Source organism: Salimicrobium halophilum, from assembly GCF_900100295.1.
Taxonomy (GTDB): Bacteria; Bacillota; Bacilli; order Bacillales; family Halobacillaceae; genus Salimicrobium; species Salimicrobium halophilum.
The window spans coordinates 1-12,839 of the sequence record NZ_FNEV01000007.1 but is presented as its reverse complement, the minus strand read 5'-3'; the positions used below and the strand labels follow the sequence as shown (position 1 = coordinate 12,839).

Sequence of the window (12,839 nt, the reverse complement as noted above, 5' to 3'; positions counted from 1 at the left end):
TGTAGACAGAATATTTAGAAAGCGGTTTCTTTAATTGTTTTTCATGATACCACAGGCGAAGAAGCTTTCAAGAAGATTTTTTGACGAATCTTGTTGTTAACAAGGCGAAAAGATACTGATATCCATTGATGTGCCAACTTTTTCAGCGGAATATCTAATCACACGTCCTCATTCTAAAATCCTTAATACGACCTAATTCTTTATACCTGAGTCACTTTGAAAGAAGAGTGCTTAGTCCGTAGTTTTGATTTCGAAGATAAAAAACCCCGCTCTCCCTTTAAGAAAGCGGGGGCAAATCATTATTCGAATTTCACTTTTTGCTTTACGGGTTTCGCCATGTTACCTTCTTCGTCCCGGACTTTGTGGACGTAAAGGGTGTATACTTCACCTTTTTCCACTGTACTCGGGGTGACCCGCACTTCTACTCCTTCTTTCATTAAGCTTGCTTCTATACCTGTGTCGTTCTCATCTTTTAAATAAAAATTACGCTCGCTGACGTAGTCATCCGCGATTTTCTCATCAAATTTCACTGTGACATATCCGTTCTCAGTCGTTACGACACCGTTCTCATCTTCTTGGTCGGAACCGAATTCTGAGAAGTCACTGTTGGCATAAGGGTGGGACGTGGAGATCAGGTTCGAAGATGCAATGAACTCTTCTTCTCCATTTCTATTCACTGTATAATATCCGTAGTGACTGGCATCATTGTCGTTGAAGAGAAAAGGCTGGGAAGTTAACGAAAAATTGTTGTAGAAACCAATAGTATCACTGTGATTAGTGAGTTGATCAGAATCATAAACGTTGACGTATGAGAAAGAAGGGGAGTTACGATTGAAAGTGATTAACTGCTCTTCTTCAAACTGATTCATGCGGGTGTATGTTCCTTCCATTTCGAGTTTTACCGGTTCAATCTCTTCTCCAGAATCGTCGTCAGAAGGAAAACTAACAATTCCTTTCACACCATCCGTGTTATAAGTATCTCCCTTAACGAAATACTCGCTCAATTCGCTTTCAATCTGTTCGGCATGAGACGCAGTGAACAGTTGTCCTTGATCTGCCATAGACTTGAATACCTCGTCTTGGTAAGCAGTTTCTTCACTGTGTTTCGGAATGTTTTGTTCAACAAGCCCGTTGTAAGCCATCACAGGGAAGTACCAGTTTTCAATTACCTGTTTCGGGTCTTCTTCATCGTTTTTGTAGGATACCTTACCAGCCTCGTAACTCCAAGTTTTCATTTCGGGGATGCGTTTGCCTATGTAGCCCCATTTCGCATTCAAAACTTCAGCTGCAGCGCGGATATTGTTTTCGATATCTTCGAGTTCCTTTTTGCTATAACTAGTTTCTTTCAGTTCGGTAATCTGCATTAGACCAATACCACCGTCGTCTGTTTCGATCACATCACCGTTTTCGTCGTAATGGCGAAAGTACTCTCCTTTCGCACCTGATTCTTTAGAGGCGATTGCGATCATGATTTCTGCAGGTATCTCATTCTCATTAGCAACCTCTACAATCTTAGAGAGGATTTCTTTGTGAGTATTCTCCTCTGCGGAAAGAGGGAAGGCGATCAGTGTCAACATAAGGGTGAGCAGCAAAGCTGTCCATTTCTTCATTTCGATCCGTCCTTTCCTATTTTTTCTATCTACAAGGATAGCAGAAAGAGAATTCTTTTCCTACGAAAATAATTGCACCTGTTTTCCGGAGAGGATTGTGGGGTATGTTACATAGTATTACAGATAAGTAAAGCCGACTGTCCATTCCTACCATAGTAAGAAAAAGAATAGTTCTCTTTTTTTCTGTCTAAGACTACGTATGTAGAGATAGGGAAAGGCTGAATCAAATAAACAACGAAGAAAAGGGGGATAGGTATGGAACTGAAAGATCGTTTGCTCACCTATGGTTTTGATAACATTGATATTTTTCTTATTGATGACGAGAAGAACCAGGAGACGGTATCGAATATAAGTCTTCACAAAGTGACGGACTTGGAATACAAACTGTATCTGGATCCGGATTCTATCGAATATCATCTCGACCATGAAGATCCTTATTTCACTGCTACCCAGCAGGCGCCGGATAAGGAACCGATCGGGGTGAAAGGATACATTCTCGAATGGTAAAAAGAGCCTCTATAAAGGAGGGTCTTTTTTTACTGGAGAAAGGAGGAGAGGTGGAATGCGCGCCTATGCTCTTGTCATGGTTACTGTTTTTTTATTTGCAGGAAATTATATTGTAGGTAAAGTAGCAGCTGATGTGGTTCCGCCGCTTACGTTGACATGGATGCGTACGCTCCTTGGTCTTATCCTCGTTTTCGCCTTTTACCGGAAGAAAATCATGCTCGTTCGGCGCCAGCTGATAAAAGAGTGGCGTCCAATCCTTGGGATGGCGGTTACGGGTATCGCCTTTTTCCCTTCTCTTTCTTATTTAGCTCTTCATTATACGTCCACCATCAATGCTTCGATCATGGAGTCTCTTACTCCGGCTGTAACCATTATTCTGGGTTTTTTCTTTTTGAGGGAAACATATGGGAAACGTCAAATTGCCGGGGTTGGCCTTTCATTAGTCGGAGTTATGTACATTATAAGTGACGGTTCTTTGGAGACGCTTCTTTCGCTCAGTTTCAATAGTGGGGATCTGATTATGATGGGAGCCGTCATCTGCTGGGCGACTTATTCTACGTTCGTCAATAAGTTTGGCTACCGCATCCCTTTATATGGGAGCCTGTTCGCTATGTTGTTGATCGGAAATTTCATCATTATGTTTGCGGCCTTTCTTTTTGAATGGTCCCAGGGGCGCTTCGTATCTGAATGGTCAGGCCCTATTGTGTTCAGCATTCTTTATACCGGTGTGTTCCCTTCCTTCCTCGCGCTTTTATCCTGGAACATGGCTGTGGCGGAGATAGGACCGGCGAAAGCGACCGTATTCATGAATTTCATGCCGTTTGCGACTGCTATTCTTTCTCTGCTATTTCTTCAGGAAATCATTACGGTTTCGCAAATTATAGGAGGATTGATTGTCTTAACGGGTATTTACTTCACGACGAAAGTAAAAAAACGCCCCAGGACTCCTCCTCAGGAATCCCGGTGACGTCGTCTGTCTTTTTCTTTCCGGTCTGCAATTCCTCCGATGATGAGGAAGATTCCGGAAGTGAAGATCATAAGAGAAATCATCGTATTATTGATGGTGGCTAAAAGCACGATAGAGACGATGATGTTCGTGATACCAATGATTCCTAGAATCCAAAAAAGCTTATTTTCTTTAGTCATAATTCCTCACCTTTCTAAAATATATTATATAGAGGGGAGATAGTTGAATCAAACGTGCAGTTACCAAAGTAAGGAAGATAATTTACTTATATTACTTTAAAATTATTTTGAAATCGCATACAATGTAATTAACGGAATTTTTTGAAAGATGTACATACATCTAAGGAACCTCTGTTCAATACAGTGAGTTAATTTTGATAAGGAGTGTGAAATAAGCATGGATATGAAACCAATTCCAGCACAATCAGGATCTCACAATCTTGAAAACTACGAAAAAGTCTACAATTCCTTCGATTGGGATGAAGCGAAAAAGAATTTTACCTGGAATGATACAGGTAAAGTGAACATTGCTTATGAAACCATCGATAAGCATGCGGAAGACCCGAATAAGAAGGACCAGGCCGCGCTTATCTACTCAGCTCCTGAACGCGAAGAGACCCTGACGTTCGCTGACTTGAAGCGTGAAAGTGATAAATTCGCGAACGTATTGAAAAAACATAATATAGAAAAAGGAGACCGTGTGTTTTTGTTCCTTCCGAGAAGTCCGGAATTTTACGCGGCGTTCCTTGGAATCCTGAAAACCGGAGCTATTGCGGGACCTCTTTTTGAAGCGTTCATGGAACAGGCGGTACGCGATCGTCTGGAGGATAGTGAAGCGAAAATGCTGATCACGACTCCAGAACTTCTGGAGCGTGTTCCTGAGAATGATCTTCCTGATCTTAAGCAAGTGGTGCTTGTAGGTGGGGAAGGTTCTGGTGATTACATCAGCTATGAAGAAGAAATGAAAGGTGCTTCCGAGGATTTCGACATCGAATGGGTCGACCTCGAAGACGGCATGCTGCTTCACTATACATCCGGTTCTACCGGAAAACCTAAAGGTGTCTATCATGTGCATAACGCCATGATCCAGCATTACCAGACAGGAAAATGGGTGCTTGACCTGCAGGAGGGTGACGTGTACTGGTGTACAGCCGATCCGGGCTGGGTAACAGGTACAAGTTACGGTATCTTCGCTCCATGGTTGAATGGCGTCACGAACGTAATTCGTGGAGGACGCTTCAGTGCGGACGACTGGTACGCCATGATCGGTGAGAAAGATATCAGCGTATGGTACTCGGCTCCTACGGCCTTCCGTAAGCTGATGAGCGCGGGAGCGGACGTAGCGAAGAAACACGACATGTCTTCCCTTCGTCACGTATTGAGCGTAGGGGAACCATTGAACCCTGAGGTTATTACATGGGGGCTGAAAGCATTCGATCTTCGTATCCATGATACGTGGTGGATGACCGAGACAGGAGCACAGCTGATCTGTAACTATCCATCCATGGAAATCCGTCCAGGATCGATGGGTAAACCGATTCCGGGTGTCGAAGCTTCCATCGTAGATAATGAAGGGAATGAACTTCCACCGAACCAGATGGGGAATCTGGCGATCAAAGAAGGATGGCCATCGCAGATGCGTGCGATTTGGAAGAACCCTGGTAAGTTCGAGAGCTACTTCATCAATGGATGGTATGTATCCGGAGATAGTGCGTACCGTGATGAAGACGGGTACTTCTGGTTCCAGGGACGTCTGGATGATGTCATCAATACATCCGGGGAACGTGTCGGACCGTTCGAAGTGGAAAGTAAACTGATCGAACATGAGGCAGTAGCGGAAGCGGGTGTCATCGGGAAACCGGACCCTGAACGCGGAGAAATCATCAAAGCCTTCATCACGCTTAATGATGGATACTCCGAGTCTGATGACTTGCTTGAAGACATCCGTCAGTTTGTGAAGAAAGGCTTGAGCGCTCACGCTGCCCCTCGTGAAATCGAAGTGAAAGATACGATCCCGAAAACGAGAAGTGGTAAGATTATGCGCCGTCTTCTTAAATCCTGGGAGCTTGGTCTTCCTACAGGAGATACTTCCACGCTTGAAGAATAACAATAATCATTCCCCTTCGTCTTCAGGACGGAGGGGTTTTTATATGGGGAAGGGTGCTCTTGCTCTAAGCAGGATGCCTCCGTTTTTCTTTGTTCCACGTGAAACATTCCGAATCAGGTAGTGATTTGTAGAAGTTTGGTTTCCGGTCGAAGGGTTAGGGGAGGAGAAAAATGGGAATGATTCTGTAGATGAGAAGGGGGAAGAGATATGTATGATGTGATTGGAATCGGGATCGGTCCTTATAATCTTGGGCTGGCCGGACTTATAGATCAGACGGATGAAGTGGACGGGATATTCTTCGACGATACGCCGAAGTTCGAATGGCATCCAGGGATGCTTGTAGAAAAAATGGACTTACAGGTTCCTTTTATGGCTGATTTGGCTACCTTTGCCGATCCTAAAAGTCCATACACGTTTATGAATTACTTATATGAAAACAATAGAATGTTCGCTTTTTACCTTTATCAGAATGTCAAAATACCACGTCAGGAATATAATGATTACCTTCAGTGGGTCGCCGGTCTTCTGGACAATCTTTCTTTCGGTTCTACGGTTGTAGATGTTTTGGATCGCAAAGAAGAAGAGTATTATACCGTTAGGGTGGAAGATAAAATGACAGGAGAAATCACAGATTACGATACTAAGCATATCGTAATGGCTACCGGTACGGAACCGCTGGTATTGGATGGTATGGAGCATTTTCCGAATGAGGATGTTCTCCACTCGAGTCGCTATCTCTTTGAAAAGGAGCAGCTACTTAAATCGAAGGATGTGACAGTCGTCGGTTCCGGGCAGAGTGCTTTGGAGATATTTCTGGATCTTCTTGAAGAGCAGGAACGTCAGGATATGAATCTGACACTGCTTACGAGATCAGGGGGTCTCTTTCAGCTTGACCAGGCCAAATTCGCCCAGGAAATGTTCACTCCTGAGTATATCGATTATTTTCATGCCCTGAGTGAAGAGAAACGTACGGAAGCATTGGGCACGTTGAAACCTTTAAGGAAAGGAATCGATCCTGATACGTTGACGCGTTTATATAGGAAGTTGTATCACCGGACGGCAGGTGGAGAGGACAGCAATGTGTTCATCCAGCCCATGACCGAAGTGAATAACATAGCTTTTGAAAATGGAAGGTATCATCTGGATTGCTACCAGTGGCAGGAAGAAGAACCATATGTTCATTCGACGAAGAAGGTTGTGCTGGCCACCGGTTATGAACCCAGTTTCCCCGACTGGTTCCTGCAGAACTTCGAGGATAAAATCGAATGGGAGGAAGAAAAGCAGTACAAAGTAACGAGAGATTATAAGCTGGTTTTCAAAGAAGAGCGTTCTCATCAATTCTTCACTGCGACAGGGCTTACCCATTCCCATGGTACGGGTGCAACCAACCTTGGGCTGGCGGTGCACAGAAATGTACACATCCTGAATGCGATTGCCGGTAAGGAAGTTTATCGGAACCAGGAGAACCCTGCGTTCCAGACGTTTTCGGTGAAGGATCTCTGAATGGATAGGTTTAACAAATCAAAGACCGGGAAACATTTACAGTGGAAACAATCTTACGAAGGAGATGAGAACACAATGAGTAAAGTAGCATGTGTACTTACCGATATGTTTGAAGATGTGGAATTCACTCAACCGGTCAACGATCTGAAAAAAGATGGTCATGAGGTTACCAATATCGAATGGGAAGCTGGCAAAGAAGTGACCGGGAAACAGGGAGAAGCCACGGTTACCATCGATAAATCGATCGATGATGTGAACGCTGAAGACTTCGATGCTTTGTTTATTCCCGGCGGCTTTTCTCCGGACCAGCTTCGTGGCGATGAAAAGTTCGTGAAATTCGCTAAGCACTTCATGGACAACGACAAGCCTGTATTTGCAATTTGTCATGGGCCGCAGCTCCTGATTACTGCGAAGACGCTCGAAGGTCGTCAGGCTACAGGATTCAAATCCATCCAGGTGGATATGGAATATGCCGGCGCGAAAGTGAAAGACGAAGAAGTTGTCGTGTGTCACGACCAGCTTGTAACAAGTCGTCAGCCGGATGACATTCCTGCTTTCAATAAAGAAATGACTCGTATTCTGAGCAAATAAACAAAGGAGAACCTCCCGTTAGCGATAGCGGGAGGTTTTTTATGTGAATATGAACGAGATGCTTGCACTTTTATCATATCCGGTTCCAGCACCTATCTTCCCGTAAGATATAAGCCTGTATTCTAATAAGGAAACTGCCCCTCATTGAGAATCCAGGCTTATACTTAGAGAAGATGAGCGAGGTGCTTGCACTTTTATTGTTTTCAAAATATTGCTATGATTAAAGATACGAAAGAATAGGGAGTGGAGGGGTGGAAGATGATTGTTCGGGAGTATGAAGAAGGGTTTGTCATGATCAGGCAACATGATCATGCTGTCATTTCCGGGGAGATGGCGCGTAACTGGAAGAAAGACTTTTTGTTGACATCGCGGATCAGGTCAGAAGCGGATTGGGCGGTCGAGGTGCACGACCGGGCGTGGATCCCTCTTGATCAGGAACCGCTGTGGAATGAAGAACAGCAACGGCCCTATACGTTTGTCGATTATCCTCTGGAAGAAAAGTTACAGGCTTATCGCAACGGTATTGAAGCAACCGCGAAAGAATCCTTGTACGCAGGTATTCTTACGAGTATGCATTATCAGTCTTTTTTCGAAAATAATCAGGACGATACACGTATGAAGGATTTTTATGAAGAGCAGACCCGGGTCCAGGAAGACTACCTTTCCCGGATGAAAGTGGAGGTTCCTATGGAATTGCGGCAGTTGCACTTCGATCGCCTTCAGTTCTGTGACAACTTGTCTTTGTACATATGCATGAACGAGCCGGGTGCTTCCAAGGAAAGAGAAATTCCCTGGTTCAAGGATGGGTTTCCTCAGCGCTTCGACATCGCTCCCGGAGGCATCCAGTCCTATTGGAAAAATGAATCATCTGTAATCCTGACCCCTTTTCCATTTGCCGGAGAGTGGACGGCTTCCGTACCTTATCGTTTCGTGACTAAAGCAAGGATCGGGGAAATCGGCTTGGCGGAAGCTTATCAGGAAGCGGAGGAACGGGATTACTTCGTAACTTTTGATTAGGATGTGAAGACATGGAAGAAGAGCGTCATTTCATGAAGGTGGCGATAGAAGAAGCGGAGAAAGCGCAGGAGCTGGGAGAAGTCCCTATAGGTGCTGTCCTTGTCCATAAGGGTGAGGTTATCGCCCGAGGACATAATCTCCGGGAGACGACCCAGAAAACCACATCTCATGCAGAGTGTATCGTCATCGATCAGGCAAATGAAAAAATAGGAAGTTGGCGTCTGGAAGAGTGTACGCTGTACGTGACCCTTGAACCTTGCCCGATGTGTGCCGGAGCGATTTTGCAATCCAGAATTCCACATCTTGTGTACGGGGCGTATGATCCGAAAGCGGGATGTGCGGGTACGCTTATGAACCTTCTCGATGATGAACGTTTCAATCATCGGACTTCTATTCAATCCGGCGTCATGGAAGAAGAGTGCAGAGAAATGCTTTCGTCTTTTTTCAGAAACTTACGGGAAAAGAAAAAGAAGAAATAGCTTTCTATTGCATTTTTCGGAGTGAACAGATATACTTAAGGCTGTCGTGCTAAGCGGGGAGGTAGCGGTGCCCTGTACTCGCAATCCGCTATAGCGAGGCCGAATTCTTGCTCGAGGTGATACGGTTTCAAGGTCTGCCTCACGAAAGCAGTGTTGACATCCAGGTCCTGCGCAACGAGAAGCAGTGAACCCTGTCAGGTCCGGAAGGAAGCAGCAGTAAGCTGTACCTCTCGTGTGCCGCGGGAGTGCCTGGATCGAGCTGTAATTGTGAGTAACGCTTGGGGCTGTGTCATCGACAGCAGGTGCACGGCATTACATAACTTACAGAAGTCGTTGTGGCAAATCTGCCATAGCGGCTTTTTTTAAATATCTCGGAAGCTTCACAGGAAGGGTGAAGATTCGATATAATAGGGACAAGACTGAAAAAGGGGAACAATGACTATGAGCTATCAAGCCCTGTACCGGGTATGGCGTCCTTCCTTATTCGAGGATGTGGTAGGCCAGACACATATAACACGTACGTTACAAAATGCTATTGTCCAGCAGAAATTTTCTCATGCTTATTTGTTTTCCGGGCCTCGTGGTACAGGGAAGACAAGTGCAGCGAAGATTTTTGCGAAAACGGTGAACTGTGAACAATCACCGACCAAAGAGCCCTGCAACGCCTGTGATGCCTGCCTTGGTATTCAGGACGGGTCGATATCGGATGTAATTGAAATCGATGCTGCTTCCAACAACGGAGTGGAACAGATCAGGGATATCCGGGACAAGGTGAAGTATGCTCCGACTTCCGTTCCCTACAAGGTTTACATCATCGATGAGGTGCACATGCTTTCGATAGGAGCTTTCAACGCCCTATTGAAAACACTTGAGGAACCTCCGTCGCATGTGATCTTCATTCTGGCTACGACGGAACCTCATAAAATCCCTCTTACCATCATTTCCCGTTGCCAACGCTTCGACTTCAAGCGCATCTCGCAGAAAGCTATGGTGGACCGGATGTCTTCCATTGTAGAAGAAGAAGGAATCGCTGTAGAAAAAGAGGCGCTCGATATTGTCGCTCTCAGTGCCGAGGGTGGAATGAGGGATGCCTTGAGTCTGTTGGATCAGGCGATTTCCTACAGTGAAGACAGCGTAAGCTCTGAGGACGTACTGGCAGTCACCGGATCGATCTCCCAGAGGCAGCTCGCTTCCCTTTTGAAGTATTTGCATGAGGGAGCGGTAAAAGAAGCGCTTGAAACCGTCGATCATCTGATCCAAGAAGGAAAAGACCCGGGGCGGTTCGTTTTCGATTTCATCTATTATTTGCGGGATGTGCTTATGTATCAAAGTGCCCCGGCTCTCGAGCAGCATTTAGAGCGGGCTGTAGTGGATGACAGCTTTCGGGATCTTTCAGAGAACCTTGAGGCTTCTTGGATCCAGGAATCGATCCGTGCATTGAATCAGTGCCAGCAGGAGATGAAGTGGACGACGAGTCCGAAAGTCTTCATTGAAATAGCCCTGCTGACGATCGCTGATCAGAAGAAGGCTCCTGCTGCTTCAGCCGATACGGAGGCGGTGGAGCGTCTATCCAAAAAGATAGACGTTCTTGAGAAGAAACTGGCGAAACTGGAAGAACAGCCCCCTGCTGGCGGAAACGCGCAGCAGGCAGCTCCTCAGAAGCGCACACCTTCCAAAGGAGCGAAGAACAACTACCAGGTCCCGCACGAAAGGATTCATCGTACACTCCAGGAAGCATCGAAAGAAGCGATTACGGGAGTGCAGCGGGTATGGGCTGATTTCATGGAAGCATTGAAGCAGAGAAATGCCCCGGCTCACGCAACATTGTTGAACAGTAAACCGAGGGCGGCTTCCGACAGTGCTCTGGTCCTTGCTTTCCGTTATGATATTCACTGTTCCCTTGCTCTTGACCATAAGACGACCATTGAACCATTACTCGAGGAATTTACAGGGAAGACACTTACCGTTATCCCTGTACCGGAACCGAAGTGGCAGAAGCTCCGCGAAGAGTACGTTCAGAAACAGAAAGATGAAGCGCCGGAAGAAGAGAAAGCCGAAGAGGAAGAAGAAGATTTCATTTCAGAAGCGAAAAAACTCGCCGGTGATGATATAATTGAAATTCACGATTAATTTTAAGGAGGAATCCCTATGCGTGGCGGTGGAAACATGAACAATATGATGAAACAGATGCAGAAAATGCAGAAGAAAATGATGAAAGCTCAGGAAGAACTATATGAAATGAGCTTTGAAGCTACAGCCGGTGGCGGAATGATCAAAGTGATCGCGAACGGGAAAAAAGAGATCACGGATGTTCAGATAGATGAAGAAGCGGTAGACCCTGATGACGTAGAGATGCTTCAGGATCTGATCATCGCAGCGACGAACGATGTATTGAAACAGATCGATGATAAGACGAACGATACTATGGGTGAATTTACGAAAGGCATGCCTGGTGGAGGAATGTTCTAGTGTACTATCCAGAACCGATTTCAAAGCTGATCGACAGCTTTACTAAATTGCCAGGGATCGGTCCGAAAACGGCGGTCCGTCTGGCTTTTTATGTTTTAGAGATGGAGGAAGATGATGTGCTTGAGTTCGGGAAAGCATTGGTGAATGCCAAACGCGAACTCACTCATTGTTCCAATTGCGGTCATATTACGGACCGGGATCCCTGCAGCATCTGTCAGGATGAATCACGGAACGGGACACTGATCTGTGTGGTGCAGGATCCGAAGGATGTCATCGCTATGGAAAAGATGAAGGAATTCAGTGGAAAGTATCATGTGTTGCACGGTGCTATTTCACCGATGGACGGAATTGGACCGGAGGATATTAATGTAGAAAGTCTTATTAAACGGTTGAAGGATGAAGGGGTGGAAGAATTGATTCTTGCTACGAACCCTAACGTCGAAGGGGAAGCGACGGCGATGTATATCTCACGTCTCGTGAAACCGGCCGGTATCCGCATTACCCGTATTGCTCATGGTCTTCCTGTTGGCGGGGACCTTGAATACGCAGATGAAGTGACTCTTTCTAAAGCACTTGAAGGAAGAAGAGAACTGTAAGGGTGAGAAGGTCTTATGTTCAATAGGAAGAAAAAGAGAAAAAGAAGAGAAGAAGAACGACTCGTCGAAAGCATTCGCCGGGCTCATGAAGAATGGAGAACGCTCGAGAGAATCATGAGCCAAAGCATTGATCCGAGCGAAGAAGGATACAGGGAACTGACGGTGGCCAAAGCGAAATACTTCTATTTGTTAAGAGAAGCGCGTATCCGGGGAATCCATGCTCTTTCATAAACTATCTCCCTTCCGCATATAAATGAGTAAACGTTTAGAGGAGGGACGAGGATGGATCCCGGTCTCGCACTTCTTTTTCTACTTTTGGTGATACCGATGTTTCTGTTTGCGAAGAAGACGACGCCTGCCAAGTGGACAGGTCATGTACTTACAAAAGGTATTATTGCCGTATTGTTCTTGTTCTTTGTAAACTTATTCGGAGGCTCTTTCGGATTGCACGTGCCGATCAACCTTTTCACTACAACGGTGACGGCGCTACTCGGCATCCCCGGGTTGGCAACTCTCATCGCTATACAAGCTTGGGTGATCTAACAGAAAAACTGCGTTTTTTGCAGTTTTTTTATTTTTTTCGTTTTATCCCTTGCAATATATTTATGAGGATGGTATATTATTATTTGTCGCGTTAAGGAAAGCCATTCACGGCAAACCGAAAGCGAAAAAGAATATAAAAAGTTGTTGACGGAAAGCCCGCCAACATGATATATTAATTAAGTCGCTGTTTTGAGAGCGACACGGTAGATCTTTGAAAACTGAACAATGTTTTATGCCATGCGTCAATTTTTTTAAAATTACTATTGAGCTAATCAATACTCTTATGGAGAGTTTGATCCTGGCTCAGGACGAACGCTGGCGGCGTGCCTAATACATGCAAGTCGAGCGCGGGAAGCGAGCTGAAGCCCTTCGGGGCGGACGCTCGTGGAACGAGCGGCGGACGGGTGAGTAACACGTGGGCAACCTACCTGTAAGACCGGAATAACCCCGG

Annotated in this window: 14 protein-coding genes, 1 rRNA gene and 1 other RNA gene; 14 read left to right on the top strand and 2 right to left on the bottom strand. The window is 45.6% G+C overall.

Going from position 1 to position 12,839, the window contains the following annotated elements; translation table 11 throughout:
- Positions 1 to 299: 299 nt before the first annotated feature.
- On the bottom strand, positions 300 to 1,610 hold the full coding sequence (locus BLQ44_RS11310) for a transglycosylase SLT domain-containing protein (RefSeq protein ID WP_093194013.1): 1,311 nt from the start codon (positions 1,608 to 1,610) through the stop codon (positions 300 to 302).
- Between the two features lie 255 nt (positions 1,611 to 1,865).
- On the opposite strand from BLQ44_RS11310, the gene BLQ44_RS11305 reads away from it, so the two are divergent.
- A complete protein-coding gene (locus BLQ44_RS11305; RefSeq protein WP_093194012.1) occupies positions 1,866 to 2,117 on the top strand; it encodes a hypothetical protein in 252 nt (83 codons plus the stop codon).
- Between the two features lie 55 nt (positions 2,118 to 2,172).
- On the top strand, positions 2,173 to 3,084 hold the full coding sequence (locus BLQ44_RS11300; protein WP_093194011.1) for a DMT family transporter: 912 nt from the start codon (positions 2,173 to 2,175) through the stop codon (positions 3,082 to 3,084).
- On the opposite strand, the gene BLQ44_RS11295 is transcribed toward BLQ44_RS11300, so the two are convergent.
- A complete protein-coding gene (locus BLQ44_RS11295) occupies positions 3,069 to 3,263 on the bottom strand; it encodes a hypothetical protein (RefSeq protein ID WP_093194010.1) in 195 nt (64 codons plus the stop codon). The two genes, BLQ44_RS11300 and BLQ44_RS11295, sit on opposite strands and share 16 nt — an antisense overlap.
- Before the next feature lie 217 nt (positions 3,264 to 3,480).
- Here BLQ44_RS11295 and acsA point away from each other — a divergent pair, with 217 nt between their 5' ends.
- The 12 genes from acsA to BLQ44_RS11235 form a co-directional block, all read left to right on the top strand.
- Positions 3,481 to 5,190, top strand: coding sequence for an acetate--CoA ligase (acsA, locus tag BLQ44_RS11290; protein ID WP_093194009.1), 1,710 nt, complete (start codon positions 3,481 to 3,483; stop codon positions 5,188 to 5,190).
- 207 nt (positions 5,191 to 5,397) lie between these two features.
- A complete protein-coding gene (locus BLQ44_RS11285) occupies positions 5,398 to 6,693 on the top strand; it encodes a lysine N(6)-hydroxylase/L-ornithine N(5)-oxygenase family protein (protein ID WP_093194008.1) in 1,296 nt (431 codons plus the stop codon).
- A 75-nt stretch (positions 6,694 to 6,768) separates the two neighbouring features.
- Positions 6,769 to 7,284, top strand: a complete 516-nt coding sequence (locus tag BLQ44_RS11280) for a type 1 glutamine amidotransferase domain-containing protein (RefSeq protein WP_093194007.1) — start codon at positions 6,769 to 6,771, stop codon at positions 7,282 to 7,284.
- 258 nt (positions 7,285 to 7,542) lie between these two features.
- A complete protein-coding gene (locus BLQ44_RS11275) occupies positions 7,543 to 8,301 on the top strand; it encodes a DUF3891 family protein (RefSeq protein WP_093194006.1) in 759 nt (252 codons plus the stop codon).
- 11 nt (positions 8,302 to 8,312) lie between these two features.
- Positions 8,313 to 8,780, top strand: coding sequence for a tRNA adenosine(34) deaminase TadA (gene tadA / locus BLQ44_RS11270; RefSeq protein WP_093194005.1), 468 nt, complete (start codon positions 8,313 to 8,315; stop codon positions 8,778 to 8,780).
- Between the two features lie 44 nt (positions 8,781 to 8,824).
- Positions 8,825 to 9,090, top strand: an RNA gene (gene ffs, locus BLQ44_RS11265) — signal recognition particle sRNA large type.
- A gap of 131 nt (positions 9,091 to 9,221) precedes the next feature.
- Entirely contained in the window at positions 9,222 to 10,910 is a 1,689-nt protein-coding gene (dnaX, locus tag BLQ44_RS11260) for a DNA polymerase III subunit gamma/tau (protein ID WP_093194004.1), read from the top strand.
- A gap of 18 nt (positions 10,911 to 10,928) precedes the next feature.
- Positions 10,929 to 11,249 (top strand): YbaB/EbfC family nucleoid-associated protein, encoded by a 321-nt coding sequence (locus tag BLQ44_RS11255; protein ID WP_093194003.1) that lies wholly within the window; start codon positions 10,929 to 10,931, stop codon positions 11,247 to 11,249.
- Positions 11,249 to 11,845, top strand: a complete 597-nt coding sequence (gene recR, locus BLQ44_RS11250) for a recombination mediator RecR (RefSeq protein ID WP_093194002.1) — start codon at positions 11,249 to 11,251, stop codon at positions 11,843 to 11,845. Before BLQ44_RS11255 ends, recR begins: the two co-directional genes overlap by 1 nt.
- A 15-nt stretch (positions 11,846 to 11,860) precedes the next feature.
- Positions 11,861 to 12,076: a YaaL family protein gene (locus BLQ44_RS11245; RefSeq protein ID WP_093194001.1), complete on the top strand. Its 216-nt coding sequence runs from the start codon at positions 11,861 to 11,863 to the stop codon at positions 12,074 to 12,076.
- Positions 12,077 to 12,127: 51 nt separating this feature from the next.
- Positions 12,128 to 12,388, top strand: coding sequence for a pro-sigmaK processing inhibitor BofA family protein (locus tag BLQ44_RS11240; RefSeq protein WP_093194000.1), 261 nt, complete (start codon positions 12,128 to 12,130; stop codon positions 12,386 to 12,388).
- Positions 12,389 to 12,668: 280 nt separating this feature from the next.
- A 16S ribosomal RNA gene (locus BLQ44_RS11235) occupies positions 12,669 to 12,839 on the top strand; the annotation flags it as partial.

Coding starts and splice junctions, on each gene's coding strand:
- BLQ44_RS11295 (WP_093194010.1), bottom strand. CDS start 3,263: ATGACTAAAGAAAATAAGCTTTTTTGGATTCTAGGAATCATTGGTATC.
- BLQ44_RS11255 (WP_093194003.1), top strand. CDS start 10,929: ATGCGTGGCGGTGGAAACATGAACAATATGATGAAACAGATGCAGAAA.
- BLQ44_RS11285 (WP_093194008.1), top strand. CDS start 5,398: ATGTATGATGTGATTGGAATCGGGATCGGTCCTTATAATCTTGGGCTG.
- tadA (WP_093194005.1), top strand. CDS start 8,313: ATGGAAGAAGAGCGTCATTTCATGAAGGTGGCGATAGAAGAAGCGGAG.
- BLQ44_RS11275 (WP_093194006.1), top strand. CDS start 7,543: ATGATTGTTCGGGAGTATGAAGAAGGGTTTGTCATGATCAGGCAACAT.
- dnaX (WP_093194004.1), top strand. CDS start 9,222: ATGAGCTATCAAGCCCTGTACCGGGTATGGCGTCCTTCCTTATTCGAG.
- BLQ44_RS11305 (WP_093194012.1), top strand. CDS start 1,866: ATGGAACTGAAAGATCGTTTGCTCACCTATGGTTTTGATAACATTGAT.
- BLQ44_RS11245 (WP_093194001.1), top strand. CDS start 11,861: ATGTTCAATAGGAAGAAAAAGAGAAAAAGAAGAGAAGAAGAACGACTC.
- BLQ44_RS11300 (WP_093194011.1), top strand. CDS start 2,173: ATGCGCGCCTATGCTCTTGTCATGGTTACTGTTTTTTTATTTGCAGGA.
- BLQ44_RS11280 (WP_093194007.1), top strand. CDS start 6,769: ATGAGTAAAGTAGCATGTGTACTTACCGATATGTTTGAAGATGTGGAA.
- acsA (WP_093194009.1), top strand. CDS start 3,481: ATGGATATGAAACCAATTCCAGCACAATCAGGATCTCACAATCTTGAA.
- BLQ44_RS11240 (WP_093194000.1), top strand. CDS start 12,128: ATGGATCCCGGTCTCGCACTTCTTTTTCTACTTTTGGTGATACCGATG.
- BLQ44_RS11310 (WP_093194013.1), bottom strand. CDS start 1,610: ATGAAGAAATGGACAGCTTTGCTGCTCACCCTTATGTTGACACTGATC.